Below are 17,214 nucleotides of genomic sequence, written 5' to 3' on the forward strand. Positions count from 1 at the left end.
CAATCCGCACAAAATCATTCATTCCCTTCGGTATCCAAATCCGCGACCTCTTCAAAGGCCACAACCCTGTTGCGCCCAAACCTTTTAGCTAAATACAAAGCCCGGTCTGCCTTTTTCATAAGCTGGTCAAAATCTTCAGAGCTGCCCTCATTGTAGACCACATAGCCAAAACTTACGGTTATGTTGACTTTTATTTCATTAAAAATAAAATCGTGCTTCTCAATCTCCAAACGCAACCTTTCAAGCAGGATGGAAGCACCACGAGCATCGGTATTGGATAAAATAAGGGCGAACTCCTCTCCCCCGATGCGGCCGAATGTGTCAATATCCCTGATGACCCCCAAAACAACCGCTGCCATTTCCTTCAAAACAAAATCACCATAATCATGCCCGTATGTGTCATTTACCCCTTTAAAATGATCAATATCAAGCATGCTTAGTGACATGCAGCTTCCATGACGGTTAGTGCGGTTCATCTCCCTTTCCGCCATATTAATAAAGTGTCGCCGATTATTAATCCCCGTCAACTCATCTACAGTCGCCAGACGCTCCAACTCGGCCTCTTTGACTTTCAGAGCTGTGAGATCTTCCTGAACTCCAACATAGTTGACAACATCGCCTTTATCATCAAGCACAGGTGAAACAGACAGCCTGCACCAGTAGACGTCTCCGTCTCTGGTATTATTTGTAAGTTCTCCCCGCCAGACCTTCCCATTGGAAATCGTCTCCCACAGATCCCGGTAAATAGCCTCCTGATGCGATCCTGATTTGATCAGCTCCGAGGGATTTCTCCCCACCGCCTCATCATATCTGTACCCGGTAATCTCTTCAAACCCCCGATTGACATATTCTATTGTCCCTTCAGGGTCTGTTATGACTACAGCGGAAGGACTGTTTTCGACAGCCAGGGACAGCTTTGTAATCTGCAATTCCGCCTTTTTCTTCTCTGTAATATCTGTATTTGTCCCGATCATTCTCTCGGGATTGCCGTTCCTGTCACGAGAATAAACCTTCCCCCTTCCGAGAATCCATTTATACGATCCATTTTTACAGCGAAGCCTTTGTTCTCCCTCATAAAAATCAGTCAAACCTTTAAGATGCCTATCCATCCTGTCGTTTGCTTCGCTAACATCCTCTGGATGAATGCGTGACTCCCATTCATGATAAGATTCGTCAATTTCTGACTCGTCATATCCGAGCATTTCTTTCCAGCGCCGGGAATAATAGACTTCCCCTTTTTTTATATCCCAGTCCCAGACTCCGTCACGGTTGCCTTCCAGAGCTAAAACCAGACGCTTTTCATTATCTTTTATCTTTTGCTCGCTGTAACGGCGGACAATGACATATCCACCAAGAATAAATATAAACCCCACCAGTATATCAGAAAAGAAATGCACATAACGGGCTTCATCTACAATTCCGACAATAACCTTGTCAGGAACGGCAATTGCGACAACAAACTCCTGACTTCCTATCTGGGCAGTATTCCAGCTTATTAACTTTCGCACAGACTCGCCAGAATCCTGCGTAGGAAAATAATATTCACCCTGCCCCGAATCTTCGGTAATCATTCTGCGGTCAAGTTCAATAAGCTCCGGGAAGTCATTGTGGATTCCCTGAAAAACATTTTTCCCGATAATTTCAGCATTATGATCGTAAATAACTGTGCCTCTTCCGGATAACATAAAAGCGGCACAGCAACCTGCAAACCTGATCGGTTTGAAATACAAATCAATCAAAGGACTCAAATTCACAACTTGAACAACAACTCCCTGCAGCTTTTCTGCAAACCTTATGGGAACAATCAGAATCAACTGCTGTATGTCTTTGCTCACATGCGTAAATGTCAGAATTTTTTGCGGTACACTTTTCTGGAATTCAAACCATGCTGAACGGCTATACAAATCCGCTGCGTTAAGTAATTTAACTGGCTGCCCCGGACTACGCCCAACTTCAAGCACGGATTTTCCGGACCTGTCATAAACAACGAATCCGTCAATTATATCATGTTCACGCATTTCCAGAGATAGAATATTCCGGACTTCATTTACCGCTAGCCCTCCTTCAAGCATGTCAGCAAAAGCGGTACGGGCCATCACTTTCGTGGTAGAGGCGATCCCGCCGACTTCCCTTGAAAAGGCGTCTGCAATTATTCTGGTCTGGGCATACTGATTATCACTGAAAATCCGCTCGCTCTTCTTGAGAGCTCTTTTCATCAGTAACTGATTGAAGATGAATCCCCCCAGCAGCAGGCAGGTAAAAAATATAATTATCGCCCACAGGCTACCATTCAACCTCTTCATCAATAACTCCTGTTCAATCAAAACTTGGCTTAGTCTGAAAGACATAACATATTATCACACCTAATACCCAAAAAACATAACCCCATCCACCTTTATTAAAAAAGCCCGGAAAGGAACTTCCTTTCCGGGCTGCAGACTGCTGAGGTTGATAAGAAAACCATCAGGGTATTAATAATGCCGTACATCAAGCATTAGGTATAAAAAACAAAAGGGTCAGCAACACATAAGATTTTTAGCAGCCCCAACTTATTCCGCTGAAGCTATTGATTTTGCTGGTCAGCTTTAAGCTGCCCACAAGCTGCCTTGATATCCTGCCCCATGGATCTGCGGATTGTCGCGGAGACCTTCTTGTCCCAGAGGAACTTTTCAAAGGCCAACACCTTATCTTTTGCAGGAGCTTTATAAAGAGGCTTGTCTCCGGGGTTGTAAGCAATAAGATTGACCTTGCACTTGCGGTGCCCCAGAAGTTTGACCAACTGCCTTGCATGCTCAAGGGAATCGTTCACTCCCCCAAGCAGCAGATATTCATAAGTAACCCTCTCACGCGGACGCAGGGGGTATCGCTCAATTGCTGCCAGAAGATCGTTAAGATGGGTTTTAGCAGCCTTCGGCATGATCTTCTCACGCAATTCCTGAGTAGGGGCATGCAGTGAAATGGCGGGTAAAGTAAGATCTTCTTTGCCAAGAATATCCAACTGTTTTACAAACCCAACTGTGGACACGGTTATCCTTCGGCGGGGAAATGCAAGCCCGTCGGCATTATTGAGAGTTCTCAGGGACCGGATCAGGTTGTCCAGATTGAGTAAAGGTTCTCCCATACCCATGAATACCAGATTCTTAAGCGGGGCCAGATTGTTCTGCTGTAGATACCTGCGCCCGGCAAGGACCTGACCGAGAATCTCAGACATGCTCATGTTACGCTCAAATCCCATCAGCCCGGTATTGCAGAAAGTACAGGCCATTGCACAGCCCACCTGAGTGGAAAGGCATTGTGTGTAGTGTCCTTTCATAGGGATAAGAACAGTCTCGACCAACGCTCCGTCTTCCAACCGGAGCAGCAGCTTTATTGTACCGTCACTGCTGGTCTGCACCACGTCAACCTCAGGATGCCTCAAAATGGCAAGCCGTTTGAGTTCCTCGCGAAATCCTTTTCCAAGGTTGGTCATCGCATCAAAATCAGCCGCTCCTTTCTGCCACAACCACTGCCAGAGCTGGTCTGTTCTGAACCTCGGGGCTTTGAGTTCCTGAGTTACAAAGCTCTGGAGTTCGCTGTATTCCAAATCCAGTATATCAATCATTTCTTTAATCTCTCAGGGTTGAAACGCACAAAATAAACCCGGTGCTCAACCCACTTCACAGTTAAAACATCCAGTTCTTCAATCTCTATCATTTCACGCAGAACAGGCGGCAGGCTCTGGAAAAAGCCATAAAACTCAGAATAATCATCAGCGGAAAGCAAAAGGACCGCTTTCCTGAAATCTGTATTTTTAAAATACCCGTATGCAGGATATTTTTCCGCATCCTCATGCTCTTTTTTAAACAGGTCCGCAGCAACTGCAGGAGTGGCAAGAGCCTGAACCACATCCCTCGCCGGAGCATCGGAACCGAGCGAGTACATGCACTTTGTTCCGGTTTCAAGCTTTTTAAGAAAGTAAACAACATCCGGAAAGGCTTTAATAAAGAAGGGACGGTGTATAATCAGAGTTTCACTGTCAACATAATCACCTAGTTTTTCCGCCACGGCAGGCCCCATCACAGGCAGAGGTCTGTTGTCGGTCAGGGAGGAATAAGCTGGCAAGGTCTGGTAATAAAACGGCATTACCGCAACGATCGCCACTGAGGCCCCGATTATGTGAACAGCGGGATAGCGCGACTGCTTAATACTTACAAAAAGAAGGACCAGAAAAAAGCAGCCCAAAGCGATGAAAAAAGGCAGGACAAGTTCCATATATTGCCCGACCAAAACTCCGTCAGCGAGATTCACGGAAACCTTGCCGGCTTTGAAAGACCTGTATCCCAGCATGGCAGCCATTGAACAAAGCCAGATGAAGCCCATCTCAAAAAGGGTACTGTAGGCTTTATCCCTTTCAGCCTTGACCAGCCAGTTGCAGACCATAATTGACAGCAAAGGCAGAACAGGCAGCATATACCTGTTGGACTTGAGTTTGAATAACAGGGTGAACACAACCAGATAGACCAGAAAAACGCATGCCATGAACACATATTTTTCATTGAAGCGTTCTTTCAACGTTTTCCATATAAAGTAGACGGTTCCGAATACGTACCCGCCCCACGGGAAAAAGATAACCGTCAGGGTGTCGAGATAAGGATCAAGACGGCTGATCTTATCAATTGCCTTGGCCCCCGTGGTTGAAGTATTGTGAAAGAACTGCCCTACCAGCCCCTGACTGTAATCAAAACCGCTGCTCAGCCATGCCGCGTAAAGCCAGAGAAAAAAAGGCACACATCCGGCAACAACCCATAATATAATTATTTTACGTTCATTCCAATTTGCAGCAACCAGCCCTTTCATGTTGAACAATGACAGAAAGGAAGACCCTTTTTCCTTCGTTGCAAAACTATTGGAATTATACCTTATACCTTCGGCAAGTATGTATCCGGCCATAGGCAGGAATGCGAAGGGACCTTTTGCCAGTACACCCAGAGCCGTAAGAACAGCTCCCGCAACAGCATTTTTTTTGGACCTGTCACCCAGATAACGCTGCAGATAATAATAGGTTGCCCAGGTAACACAGCAGGCAAAGACCACGTCGACCTTGATCATTACCGCCATGAATTTGAACAGAACCGAACTTTGGAGCATCAACCCGGCCAACAGTCCCACAGCCGGTCCGAAAAGCCTGCGCCCGGTCAGCGCAGTTCCGAGAACCATTAGTACCGAGCAGATAATTGTAGGGAAACGCAGCAGAAACAGGCTGTTTTCTCCTGCAACGCCGGACTCTGCCAGCAAGGCAAACGGGTACATGGCCCAATAAGCCAGTGGAGGCTTCTCCATACGCGGCATACCGTCAAACATCGGCGCAAAGATATTACCCTGAGCTACCATCTCATAGACAGCCCGGGCATACTTGGGTTCGTCAATATCGTAAAAATAATTCAGCCATGTTCCGTACCCGGAAACAAGAATGGAGAAAACAAGCAATGCTCCCAGGAGGGCTGCCCAGTTTTTCCGGCAGAATATATCCAGCTGCGTTTCGTTCTGTCTGGTCATCAATTGAATCCTGATTATTTAAAAAATGGGGCCGCTGAAGCGGCTGCACTCTTCTAGCAAAGTTTCTCCGGCAAGTCGAAAGCTGCAGGGCTGGATTAAATAGTCCTGATAGGTTACTTATTATCTGAACATATCCTACATAAAGAGGCCGGCATGCAACTTTCCGTATCAGTCAGAGTTATTTTCCTTTTTTTCATCCTTATCCTCTTTCCGGTCAAAGGATTTTCCTCTCCCATATTGTCTATAGGCAGTTTTAATGACAAGAACGGAACGAACATTCCCGCATTCAGTGAATATCTGCGGGCACACCTGTTTGATTACGGCATTGCAAGTTCCAACAGCACATCCGATAAGAATGTAACCCGATATTCACTTTCAGGTCTGGTTGAAAAGAATTCCGGAGAAACCTCATACTCTGCATTGCTTACCGACAATTTTCACCTTGAGCCTGAAATATTCATAAAAGGTAAGCAGGTGGGAGGTAAATCATCAGCTCCAGCGGCAGCTAACCTGGCGGAATCTGTTGCAAAGCTGATTTCAAACCAATCCATAAGTTCAGTGGAAGTAAGCGGGGATTCAAGGTTGACTCCCAATGCGGTCATGGCCCTTGCCCAGATATTTCCGGGCGAAACCGCCACGCCTCAGAAAATTATCGCCGCAAGAATAATTCTTGAAAACTGCGGTCTTTTTGACACGTCCAGAATATTCCTCATCCCGGGCACTAAAGGCCGCAAAGTAAAAATTTCTATTCAGGAAAATAAAAATATCATAACAGCTGAAATGCCCGGACCGGGACTGAAGCTGCTAAAAAACATACTGGGCCCTGCTGATACGGACTTGCCTGAATTCCCGGTCTCGCCGGGCTCAATCAGGTCAACGGGAATTCCCAGTGAGGATTTCAGCGACCTAGAAGCATACCGGGCCGGGCAGATTATTCAGGACTTATCGCTGATGAATGGCCAGTACACGCCCGAAGATCTGGAAAATCTGATCGAAACAGCCGGGGCCATCAGAGACAGGATCTATTCATACGACAACTCCTGCAGAGACCTCTGCATAATCCTCATGAAACTGTGCTCCATTCTGGATGCCAGAACAGTAAGGGAGATGACTGAAAATCTACAGAGGGCAATGGAAGTGAATCCTGAAACACCTTCGTTTGATCAGATGCTCGCCCGAATAGAATTTTTAAGTGACGCTCACGCAGCAGCCCAGGAAGCCCAAACCATACTCGCATCAAGAATTTTTGAAAACCGTCAGCATTCCCCGGTCACCCCATGGATAATGCACTGCCTGGGTACACAGGCCCTGAAAGCTGAAGACACCACCAAAGCAGCTCCTTTACTGGCTGCGGCGGTATCACTGTCTTCACTGCCCGTCTCTCCCGAAATGCTGATAACTGCGGCCAAAGCCCAATACAGCAACCTTGACATAACATCCGGAGATGCCGCATTTGCGATGCTCAAGCCGCTCCTTGCGAATCCTGACCTTCCTCAGGCACTGCGCAGGCAGATCAAAAATATTTCACGATGGAGTCAGCTTTGTGAAAAGGCCATTTCTGTAAAAGACGACGCTGGTTTTGAAATGCTCCTGAAAAAAGGCAACGCCCTGATTCTTCTCGACAGACCGGACCTTGCGGAACCACTGTTTCATGATCTCCACAGCAGGCATCCTGATGATGCGCGACCTTTTACAGGATTTGCGAGACTTGCCTATCAGCGTACCGGAAAACTGCTTTCTTCAAGGCCATACATTGAAAGAGCAGCAAAACTTTCCGGCAAAGACCGCTTTTTTTATGAACTTGCACTGGCCTATAACATGGAAAGAATCTCCAAGGAGGCACTGCCGACAATCCGCAAGGAGGGCCGCGAGTCCGAAGAAGCATCCGCGACCCGTTTTCTGCTACCGAAATCCATCGAATATGTTGATGGATATGAGCCCTTCAACCCTGCCAGAGCACTTCTCATTAAGAGCGGCATCAACGTCCTTGACCGTTGGCTGGCATACCCGGCCATGACAGATGGGCAGGCTGTTGAATACATGTTTCATAACACAGTCGATCTCCGGGAAAAGATGCCCCAAGAAAAAGAAATAATCACTGCCAGCTACTTTTTTTCGATCAATTCCCCTGACCGGAGCGAAGTGCGCAGAATATTGGCACTGCCTCTGCCCGGATCTATCAGACAGCACCCAAGATTCATGCAACTAAACCTTCTGATCAGAGAGATGGCCAATAATCCGGATGACGAGATGTGCTTCTCTCTGGAGCAAGCTGCCAGTGCGGCCTTTTCAGATGAAAAGAACCGGGGGCGGGCTGTCAGCCTTCAGGCTGATGCACACGCTATCTCAGGTTTTTACAGAAATTCCACAGCCGACCTTGAAAAAGCAATTTCTCTTTATGATCTTGCGGTCGACCTTAATGACGGGGAGAATATGGCCAGACTCATTAATAACCAGGCTTGTCTTAATCTGATTCTGGGCAGAAAAGGGGATGCCGATGATTTATACGATGAGGCGCTGGACAATAATCCGGCAGTCCCGGAAATAGTAGAGTTGGGAAAAATCCTTTCGTCCACCCCTGAAAGCGATCGGAAGGCGGCCCTTGAAGAGTTTGTCCTGAAAACAACAAAAAGCAGGATCAGTGACACTGCACTGACCCTGCTTAATCAAAAATACTATACTTCTGAAAAAAAATTATGTCCGCTTGCTGCTGGTTCAAACTTCACAAGTCAGGTTAAAGAACCTGAAGGAATGCCCCGTATATTTCTTCAAGAAAATTCATTTATGGGAACAGACTATGACAACTACAACGGACTACAAATAATCTTCAGATATGACAGCAATCCCTGGCTTATCCCCATAACTCTTTTTTCAATCCGGGATCAGGCCGGCACCTCTAATCAATCCGATGATTCCACTGAATAATCCAACTCTTCAGCCATAAGCCTGAGTGGCTCAATACCGCCTGTTATCTTCATGATTTCCACAAGTGTTTCGGCACCCAGCTTTGCCTTGCGGTCCTCCGGGTTAACCTCACGTATCAAGGTCTTGACAGATTTACCCAAACGTTCAGCCAGTTCCTCCACCGGAACGGGGCCGTTCAGTACAAGATCCTGAATTGCCTTATCTATTTTATCAGACATTTTTCCAGCCTTTATATATGCGTTTACGCCATGTGATTCTATGAGTTTTCATTATCCCAAAACAGATTAACTCTCAACTGATCAACTTCCTGCAGCCAACAGAGAATCAAGACATATTCCCGCCTTTCTCCAAGGGTATTCATGGAATTATACCGACAAACACAGATTGTCACTGTATTGTAACACAAGACACCCCCCTCCCTCTTGCTCTTTTCAAAACAAAACCTATCTATAACAAGTATTTACACTCAAATAAGTTCTTTGTAACAAAACTTGACCTATGATAATTTACATGGTTGTTACTCGTTTGTGACAATGCGGGTGGATTACAAGCTGGGACTGTAACAATTGTCCGGGAGTTAATATCTCTTGAAGAACAAATCCTTACATATGAAAATCCTGATTTGGGGCTGGGCTGTAATGCTGTGCGCCCTTATGCTTACGTTCTGGTTTTACTACGAAACCGTAGCCGAGGAGCTCACCAGTTCCAGCAGGCAGAACACCACCCGGATCATGAAATATGTACGCTGGAAAGTCACCCACACCTCTCTGACCCCGGGCAGTTCTGATTTTCAACAGGAAATAACCGAACTGGGCCGCAACCTTGATATCAGAATCACGTATATTAAAAATGGAAAGGTTCTGGCTGATTCAAATGTGGAAGCCAGCCGCCTGCCTGAACTTGATGACCATTCAAATCGTCCGGAAGTAATTGTTGCCGAAGCAGCCGGAACCGGTAAAAACATCAGATACAGTACCACTCTGAAAACCCGGATGCTTTATGTTGCTCAAAGACTTGCCAAAGAAGGCGAATTTATAAGGGTCGCCATGCCCTACTCGGTGATCGGCGAAAGACTGGACCGCATAAAACTGCACTTCACTATTTTACTTTTCGTAATAGCCGTAGGTGCTGCCTTTACCCTCAAATTCATCGGATCAAGAACAAATTCCGCAATCAAGGAAGTATCTGACACTGCGAGAGCTATCGGTGAAGGCGACTACAGCAAACGCATCCGAGTTATTCCCGGCGGTGAATTCCAGATGATGGCAGATTCCATCAACACCATGGCCCGAAAAATACAGGGGCATATCCGCATCATCGAAGACCAGAAGAACCAGCTTGACGCCATGTTTGAAAACATGACCGAAGGCATAATGGTTCTTGACCCACAGGGAAAAATCGAATCAGTCAACAGATCAATGCAGGAAATCACTCCGCAAAGTCTGGACATGATAGGCAGGATGCCCCTTGAAGTGCTCACGCGCCACGAGATTCAGGACGCGGTGGACAAAATATTGAGCCCCGATAATCCCGCTGACTCAGACTCCCTGATCATCGACCTGCCCGACGGCAAATCCATGAATGTTACAGCATGCTCCTACGAAGATTACAAAGGGCGCCGTAAACTTATTCTTGTTTTTCACGATATCAGCGAAGTACGCCGAATTGAAAGAATCCTGCGGGACTTTGTATCCAATGCATCCCATCAACTTAGAACTCCACTGACCAGCATCAAGGGCTACTCAGAAACCCTTATCGACAACCCGCCGGAGGATAAAAAAATCCTCGCCCGCTTTCTTGGTATCATTCTGGACAATGCAAACCACATGTCCAAAGTCATAACCAGCATGTTCGCACTGACACACAGTGAATACTCAGGGAAGAAACTGCGCACAAGGCCGACCGATCTACCCGGCAGCATAGAGATGAGTATCTGCAACCTTGATCAAATGGCGGCATCCAAGAACATACGTATTGAGAAAGGGCAAATCCCCCAAGTCCAGGTCCGGGGCACTGATGAAGGGCTGGTTCAGATATTCGACAATCTGATTGAGAATGCGATCAAATACGCTCCGGCTGATACTGTGATTAAAGTTGAGGCTGAAATAGTAGACGGAGAAGTAATAAGCAGGGTTATTGATGAAGGCCCCGGTATCGTACCCTCTGATAAAGATAAAATTTTCGAAAGGTTTTTTAAGCTGGATGAGAACTCTGTAGGCAGCGGCAGTTCCGGACTGGGACTGGCCTTATGCCGCAGTCTTGTACGTAACTTCAACGGCGACATCTGGGTGGAAAGTCCGGTTGACGCAAAAACCGGGACCGGGTCTTCGTTCTGTGTGAAGCTGCAGGTCACGGAAAGTTAAAAGGCTTTGAATCATACTTGATTCTTAACAAGGGGATAATCTCTTATGGATATTTATGATCTGTTTTTCTACATGTCCCTGTTTGCAGGGTTCATGATGGCGTTCAACCTGGGCGCAAACGACGTGGCCAACTCCATGGCCTCCGCTGTCGGCGCCAAGGCCATCACCATCAGGCAGGCCGTGCTCATTGCAGGAACACTCAACTTTGTGGGAGCGGTCTTCCTCGGTTCTCACGTAACCGCAACCGTAAGCAAGGGTATTATCAATCCGGCAGCTATCGCCGACCCGAAACTCATCATGGTCGGGATGTTCTCGGCTTTGCTGGCAGCAGGTCTATGGGTGCTGGTATCCACGATAACGGCCCTACCGGTATCTTCCACGCACTCCATTGTTGGCAGTATTCTCGGATTTGGACTGGTTGCAGGAGGCCCGGACGTTGTAAACTGGCTGAAAATGGTCGGTATTGTAATGTCTTGGATCATCTCACCTTTTTTTGCAGCGACAATAGCATTTGCTATTTTTACCCACATTCGAAAAACGATTCTCTTTAAAAAGGATTTTATTCATCAGGCAAAAAAATGGGCTCCTATATGGATGGGCTTGACTGTTTTGCTCATTGCTCTATCATTCCTATATAAGACTCCTGTAGGCAAAAGCCTGAACCTGCCTTTCATGGGCTCGCTGGCTCTGGCTTTCTCGATTGCAGGGGCCGTCTGGTTTGGCGGACGTATGGCTGTGAACAGGCTTGTAGGAGACCCTGAAGAAGGAGCGGAAGCTGTTGAGTCCACCTTCCGCAAACTGCAGGTTGGTACATCCTGTTATGTAGCACTTTCCCAAGGAGCCAACGATGTTGCTAACGCCATCGGACCGGTTGCAGCGATATACCTCATTTCCAAAGAACATGTGCTGCTCGCTCAGGCGGATGTTCCGATAGGACTGTTGGTAATGGGTGGATTCGGAATCGCCATCGGTATCGCACTCATGGGACACAAGGTTATGGGGACTGTGGGTAAAAAAATAACAGTGCTGACGAATACCCGCGGGTTTGCGGTTGACTTCGGTGCTGCTTCCACTGTACTCACCGCGTCCAATCTGGGTCTTCCTGTTTCTTCCACTCATGCTGCAGTTGGTGCTGTGGTAGGGGTAGGTCTTGCACGAGGTTTCTCAGCCGTTAACTTTAAAATTCTCGGAAGAATCGTGCTCTACTGGGTACTGACTGTACCTATTGCAGCCATAACCAGTATTACAATTTTCAGCCTCTTAAAATGGGCGCTAATTTAGATAAATCAAGGAGAACAATATGCACTTTCGTCTTCCTTTCTTAGGGCTTATCGTCAACAAGAATCCCATGGACGGGCTGGTAAAACATTATAATAAAATCGCGGAATGCATTCACGTCATCAATGATTCTGTTGAATGCTATGTGGCCGGAAACGACACCTGCCGCGAATTTGATGAACTAATTGAGCAGATCGACACGGTTGAAGCTCAGGCGGACAAAATCAAACGCTCCATCCGCAACCACCTTCCCCACTCCATGTTCATGTCTGTGGATAAGGTTCTGTTTTTCAACTACACCCGCAGTCAGGACAACGTGCTTGATAATGCACAGGAAGCACTGCACTGGCTGGCAATGCGCAAAGTAGCCATTCCTGCTGAATACCAGAAAGACCTGATTCTTCTGCTTTCCGAGGTCAATGATACTACGACAAGTCTTGGTCCGGCCCTCAAGGCCACTATTGGACTCATTGATGGAAAGTCCATTGACAGGGAAGGAACCAAAAACAAGTTCCGCAAGGTCCGCAAGCACTATGCCCGCACAGTTGAACTGCGCAAGACCCTCATAAGCGACATTTATAATTCAGATATGGACTTCAAGGACATTTATCAGCTCACCCATTTTGTTGACTGCCTCAATGAAATGGCCCATCAGGCTGAAACATGTGCTGACATTCTGCGCGCCATGATTGCCCGCTAGAGACCTCAAATACAGATTAATAAAAATCCCCTTTCAGCCGGTAGTTTGGCTGAAAGGGGATTTTTAATTAATTCAAAAAAAGGGGAGCCACCATAAAAACAATCCATAGTGACTGAATTTAGCAGAATAACCGAAAAAATAATTCCTTTACAATTCAGTTTCCTGCCACTCAGTCCAACGCATTTCTCTGAATCTTGCCACTGGAAGTCTTGGGCAGTTCATCACAGAACTCAATGGCCCTGATGATCACGATGGGGCCAAGCTCACGCCGGATGTGTTCTTTCAATTCATGGTGCAGATCGTCCGTTTTATCCACCCCGAGATTCAGTGTAACATATCCTTTGGCAACCTGGCCCTTTATCTTGTCAGGAACTCCGGTCACCACAGCCTCGGCAACACTCGGATGGCTTGTCAAAGCACTTTCAACTTCAGCAGTGCCTATCCTGTGTCCGGAAATATTCAAAACATCGTCCGCACGGCCCTGAATCCAGAAATATCCATCCTCATCCTTGCGGGCCACATCCCCGGCAAAGAATACACCCGGAATCCGCTTCCAGTATTGAGCCATGACTTCTTCCCGGTCTCCCAGAACTCCACTGAACATGGCGGGCCAGGGTTTTCTGATAACCAGAAAGCCCCCCTTTCCTTCAGGAACAGGGTTGCCTTCACTGTCTACAATATCAGCATCAATTCCGGGTAGCGGGCGGGTCACAGAACCGGGCTTAAGAACCGACACAGGCATGGGACTGATCATGATCATCCCTGTTTCAGTCTGCCACCATGTATCAAGCACAGGGCACTGCCCTTTGCCTATGTTTTCATACATCCAGAGCCATGCTTCCGGATTGAAGGGTTCCCCTACAGCCCCCAGAATCCTCAGGGTGGAAAGATCATGCTGCTCAGGGTATCCGTGCCCGAACCGCATCAGGGTCCTGATCTGGGTGGGCGAGGTATAAAAAATGGTAACCCCGTACTTTGAAATAATATTCCAGACGCGGTCTGCCTGAGGATAAAGGGAGTGACCTTCGTACATGACCGTTGTTGTCCCTGCCAAGAGGGGGCCGTATACAAGGTAGCTGTGTCCGGTTATCCAGCCCGGATCAGCGGAACACCAGAAAATATCGGTAGGCTTTAGATCAAAAACCCATTTGAATGTACGATGCACCCCGACCATATATCCGCCATGGGAATGGATCATCCCCTTGGGCTTTCCGCTTGTACCGGAGGTATGAAGGATAAATAAAGGGTCCCCGGAAGCCATAATCTCAGCAGGTGCATGGGGACGTTCGTGGCGGACGAGATCGGCATACCAGTAATCGCGGGCGGAATCCATGTTCACATCTACATTGGCGCGGTGAACAACTACAACTGACTCCGGTACTCCCTCAGGAGTGCCGAGTAGGGCCCGGTCAACTTCTTCCTTAAGCCGCAGGACCTGTCCGTTTCTATAAAAACCATCGGCAGTAACTACAACTTTAGGTTTGATTTCACATAGGCGATCGCGCAGTAAACGAGCAGAAAATCCTGAAAAAACGAGTGAATGGACAGCACCGATTCGGGCGCAGGCCAGCATGGATATTACTGTTTCCGGTAGCTGGGGCATGTAAAGGACTACCCGGTCACCTTTGGTGACTCCGAGCCTTTTGAGCCCATTAGCAAAACGGTTAACAGCCCGGTAGAGCTCATAGTATGTGAACTGACGGGAATCTCCGGCCTCTCCTTCCCAGATTAGTGCCAGACGGTTCTTGTTTACGGTCTCAATATGCCGGTCAAGGGCATTGTAGACAATGTTACAGCGGGCACCGGTAAACCATTTGAAATCCGGCGCTTCAGAGGCATCACAGACCTTCTCCCATTTGGTGAACCAGTCCAGCTCCTCGGCCGCTTCCTCCCAGTAGGCGCAAAGATCGATGTCCGCCAGTTCCCGCGCAGCGCGTAAATCCTGTGGATTCACGCCAGCATCAATCATCATCTGCGGAAGCGGGCGAAAAACTCTTTCTTCATGCAACAGGCTGTCCAGTGTTTCTTTATGATCCACGGCGCCCTCCGGTAGTTGAATCGACCAAGCTAACCTCTAATCTATTTAAACAGACCATCGGATTGACGGACTTTCCATACTGAAAATTAACTCCCAGAGCCTTACTGTGCACCCCATTATCGGCAGACGGCGAGATGGTATCGGTAAGCGGCATGATCACATCCCCAGAATCTGTTTGAGTTTACCGATCCGTCTCCTGCTGATAGGCAGCTCAATGCGGGTCCGTCCGGCGGTCCTCAACATGAAATTACTTCCCGGAAGACTTGCTATCTCCGTAACCATTTCAAGGTTGACCAGATACTTGCGGTGAACACGGAAGAAACGGTGCGGTTCCAGCCGTTCTTCCAGATTCTTCAACCTGTGGGAAGTGAGAAATTTCTGATTGGCCGTATGCACATAAGAGTAGTCTTCGTAAGCTTCCACAAAAATAATCTGGGTATACGGGATGAGTATCATTCGCCCATCCTGATTGACAGGAAGCTTTTCGATCTCGGGCTGACGCGCCTGCGAAAAATCCCATGCATTTTTAAGGGCCGAAAGAAAACGGTCCTGCTCGTCTTCTTCAAGTGCAAGCTGAAGAGTTTCCTCCCCGGTCTCGACTCCCGAACCGGACTCCTTCCAGTCTGAAGGTTCGGGGATTTCCCTGAAGTGACTTTTGAAACGTGCAATACGCTCCAGAGTCTTAGCCATTCGATCTTCATCAGGCGGCCAGATGAGATAGTCAACTGCTCCAAGCTCAAAAGCCTGATAAGCCTCTGTCTCGTCTTCAGCAATAAAGATCAAACCCGGTTTGTGCTTGCTAGCCCCCAGAGACTGTGCCAATTCGATCCCGCTGCCCTTTTCCTCAAGATCAAGTCCTAAAAATATTATCCCGTAGCCAACCGCCTTGTGCAGCTCAAGGGCCTCATCGGCTCTGACAGTCTCCCCCAGAATGCGCACGACTTTAGATCCGCTCAGACTTTCGCGGATGGCAGACCGGACCCCGGATTCCGTATGAAGTATAAGTGCTTTCAAACTGGGCAAGGCTTCTCCCAAGTTAATTAATCTAATTATTTCAGTGATAGCTTGAATCTTATTGATTCGCAAGGACAGGTCAGCGTTTCATAGCAAAATAATATACTTCTAAAAAGAAAGAATTTTGAATAAGGAATTGCCAGAATTATGCGTCAACGAATTCAAACAGGCTTGACACAAACAAGAATTATTACTACTAGTGGCTTAAGAGGTCATTATTATGAAAGTAGGACAAAGAAGATCCAAGCAGAGGGAGCTCATTTTAGAGGAGCTCAGAGGACTAACCTGCCACCCAACGGCAGATGAACTTTACGAACTGGTGCGTAAACGCATATCCAACATCAGCCTTGGCACTGTCTACCGCAACCTTGAATTGCTTGCAGCCAACGGCATGATTCTCAAGATTGAGACAGGCGGCAAGAACAGATTTGACGGAACAGCCACCCCTCATCCCCATATCCGCTGCATGCAGTGCGGGAAGGTGGACGATGTCAAACAGCATATAGAAGCCCCACCTCTGGATGGACACCAAGCTAGAGGGTACGAGGTAAAAGGGTGTTCAATAGAATACTTCGGACTCTGCCCTGACTGCTGTTCAGCCAGCCATTAAGCCTCAAGGACTCCATAAATCCTGTTAGTTGAGATAGTTCTTAACTAATAATAGGATTATTTTTAATAAAATAGACTGACATTGACACTGTTTGCTGTTAATGTTGCACTATTACTTTCTGAAAAATAGATCTTAATCTAAACTACATTTATCGTTATTTAAGGAGTTTCCCAAATGCCCTCACTCAAAGGCACTCAAACTGAAAAAAACATTCTGACTGCATTTGCCGGGGAATCCCAGGCACGCAACCGCTACACCTACTTTGCCTCCCAGGCAAAAAAAGAAGGCTTTGTTCAGGTTTCCAAGATTTTCGAGGAAACCGCCAACCAAGAAAAAGAACACGCCAAAAGACTTTTTAAGCTTCTTGAAGGCGGAGAAGTCGAAGTTTCCGCCTCCTTCCCAGCCGGAGTCATCGGAACCACCGTTGAAAACCTCAAGGAAGCAGCCGGCGGCGAAAGACATGAATGGGAAGAAATGTACCCTGATTTCGCTAAAGTGGCTGAAGAAGAAGGTTTCAAAAGTATTGCTGCTATTTTCAGGGCAATCGCTGTTGCAGAAGAATTTCATGAGAAACGCTACCTTGCTCTTGCTAAAAACATTGAAGACGGAAAGGTTTTCAAAAAGGACACAACTGTGATATGGCAGTGTCAGAACTGTGGTTACACTCACGCAGGTGCCACAGCTCCTGAGAAGTGTCCCGCCTGCGCACACGCACAGGCTCATTTTCAACTGGTATGTGAAAACTGGTAGT

General features: G+C 47.3%; 12 protein-coding genes. 6 read left to right on the top strand and 6 right to left on the bottom strand.

Features of this window, described 5'->3' with window-relative positions; all coding sequences use genetic code 11:
- Positions 1–14: 14 nt before the first annotated feature.
- The 3 genes from ACZ5PW_RS01755 to ACZ5PW_RS01765 all read right to left on the bottom strand — a co-directional run bounded on the left by ACZ5PW_RS01755 (position 15) and on the right by ACZ5PW_RS01765 (position 5,535).
- A complete protein-coding gene (locus ACZ5PW_RS01755; RefSeq protein WP_464557479.1) occupies positions 15–2,303 on the bottom strand; it encodes a diguanylate cyclase in 2,289 nt (762 codons plus the stop codon).
- A gap of 260 nt (positions 2,304–2,563) precedes the next feature.
- Positions 2,564–3,601: a dual-specificity RNA methyltransferase RlmN gene (rlmN, locus tag ACZ5PW_RS01760; protein WP_464557480.1), complete on the bottom strand. Its 1,038-nt coding sequence runs from the start codon at positions 3,599–3,601 to the stop codon at positions 2,564–2,566.
- Positions 3,598–5,535 (bottom strand): ArnT family glycosyltransferase, encoded by a 1,938-nt coding sequence (locus ACZ5PW_RS01765; RefSeq protein ID WP_464557482.1) that lies wholly within the window; start codon positions 5,533–5,535, stop codon positions 3,598–3,600. Before ACZ5PW_RS01765 ends, rlmN begins: the two co-directional genes overlap by 4 nt.
- A gap of 153 nt (positions 5,536–5,688) precedes the next feature.
- Here ACZ5PW_RS01765 and ACZ5PW_RS01770 point away from each other — a divergent pair, with 153 nt between their 5' ends.
- Positions 5,689–8,460: a tetratricopeptide repeat protein gene (locus tag ACZ5PW_RS01770; RefSeq protein WP_464557483.1), complete on the top strand. Its 2,772-nt coding sequence runs from the start codon at positions 5,689–5,691 to the stop codon at positions 8,458–8,460.
- On the opposite strand, the gene ACZ5PW_RS01775 is transcribed toward ACZ5PW_RS01770, so the two are convergent.
- On the bottom strand, positions 8,436–8,678 hold the full coding sequence (locus ACZ5PW_RS01775; protein WP_464557484.1) for a phage regulatory CII family protein: 243 nt from the start codon (positions 8,676–8,678) through the stop codon (positions 8,436–8,438). The two genes, ACZ5PW_RS01770 and ACZ5PW_RS01775, sit on opposite strands and share 25 nt — an antisense overlap.
- A gap of 390 nt (positions 8,679–9,068) precedes the next feature.
- Between ACZ5PW_RS01775 and ACZ5PW_RS01780 the strand changes: the two genes are divergently transcribed.
- The 3 genes from ACZ5PW_RS01780 to ACZ5PW_RS01790 are packed head-to-tail and all read left to right on the top strand — an operon-like array spanning position 9,069 to position 12,801.
- A complete protein-coding gene (locus tag ACZ5PW_RS01780; RefSeq protein ID WP_464557486.1) occupies positions 9,069–10,823 on the top strand; it encodes an ATP-binding protein in 1,755 nt (584 codons plus the stop codon).
- 45 nt (positions 10,824–10,868) lie between these two features.
- Entirely contained in the window at positions 10,869–12,104 is a 1,236-nt protein-coding gene (locus ACZ5PW_RS01785) for an inorganic phosphate transporter (protein ID WP_464557488.1), read from the top strand.
- 19 nt (positions 12,105–12,123) lie between these two features.
- The gene (locus tag ACZ5PW_RS01790; RefSeq protein WP_464557489.1) at positions 12,124–12,801 is read left to right on the top strand and encodes a DUF47 domain-containing protein; all 678 of its coding nucleotides are present in this window, start codon (positions 12,124–12,126) and stop codon (positions 12,799–12,801) included.
- A 169-nt stretch (positions 12,802–12,970) separates the two neighbouring features.
- On the opposite strand, the gene acs is transcribed toward ACZ5PW_RS01790, so the two are convergent.
- Positions 12,971–14,839 (bottom strand): acetate--CoA ligase, encoded by a 1,869-nt coding sequence (gene acs, locus ACZ5PW_RS01795; protein WP_464557490.1) that lies wholly within the window; start codon positions 14,837–14,839, stop codon positions 12,971–12,973.
- A gap of 156 nt (positions 14,840–14,995) precedes the next feature.
- Positions 14,996–15,862, bottom strand: a complete 867-nt coding sequence (locus ACZ5PW_RS01800; RefSeq protein WP_464557492.1) for a LytR/AlgR family response regulator transcription factor — start codon at positions 15,860–15,862, stop codon at positions 14,996–14,998.
- A gap of 211 nt (positions 15,863–16,073) precedes the next feature.
- Here ACZ5PW_RS01800 and ACZ5PW_RS01805 point away from each other — a divergent pair, with 211 nt between their 5' ends.
- Positions 16,074–16,463, top strand: coding sequence for a Fur family transcriptional regulator (locus tag ACZ5PW_RS01805; protein ID WP_464557493.1), 390 nt, complete (start codon positions 16,074–16,076; stop codon positions 16,461–16,463).
- Positions 16,464–16,637: 174 nt separating this feature from the next.
- A complete protein-coding gene (gene rbr / locus ACZ5PW_RS01810) occupies positions 16,638–17,213 on the top strand; it encodes a rubrerythrin (protein ID WP_464557494.1) in 576 nt (191 codons plus the stop codon).
- Position 17,214: the final 1 nt, after the last annotated feature.

This window comes from Maridesulfovibrio salinus, assembly GCF_055394525.1.

Excerpts from the sequence above, each read along its gene's own strand:
- ACZ5PW_RS01755 (WP_464557479.1), bottom strand. The coding sequence starts at position 2,303 with ATGAAGAGGTTGAATGGTAGCCTGTGGGCGATAATTATATTTTTTACC.
- rlmN (WP_464557480.1), bottom strand. The coding sequence starts at position 3,601 with ATGATTGATATACTGGATTTGGAATACAGCGAACTCCAGAGCTTTGTA.
- ACZ5PW_RS01765 (WP_464557482.1), bottom strand. The coding sequence starts at position 5,535 with ATGACCAGACAGAACGAAACGCAGCTGGATATATTCTGCCGGAAAAAC.
- ACZ5PW_RS01770 (WP_464557483.1), top strand. The coding sequence starts at position 5,689 with ATGCAACTTTCCGTATCAGTCAGAGTTATTTTCCTTTTTTTCATCCTT.
- ACZ5PW_RS01775 (WP_464557484.1), bottom strand. The coding sequence starts at position 8,678 with ATGTCTGATAAAATAGATAAGGCAATTCAGGATCTTGTACTGAACGGC.
- ACZ5PW_RS01780 (WP_464557486.1), top strand. The coding sequence starts at position 9,069 with ATGAAAATCCTGATTTGGGGCTGGGCTGTAATGCTGTGCGCCCTTATG.
- ACZ5PW_RS01785 (WP_464557488.1), top strand. The coding sequence starts at position 10,869 with ATGGATATTTATGATCTGTTTTTCTACATGTCCCTGTTTGCAGGGTTC.
- ACZ5PW_RS01790 (WP_464557489.1), top strand. The coding sequence starts at position 12,124 with ATGCACTTTCGTCTTCCTTTCTTAGGGCTTATCGTCAACAAGAATCCC.
- ACZ5PW_RS01805 (WP_464557493.1), top strand. The coding sequence starts at position 16,074 with ATGAAAGTAGGACAAAGAAGATCCAAGCAGAGGGAGCTCATTTTAGAG.
- rbr (WP_464557494.1), top strand. The coding sequence starts at position 16,638 with ATGCCCTCACTCAAAGGCACTCAAACTGAAAAAAACATTCTGACTGCA.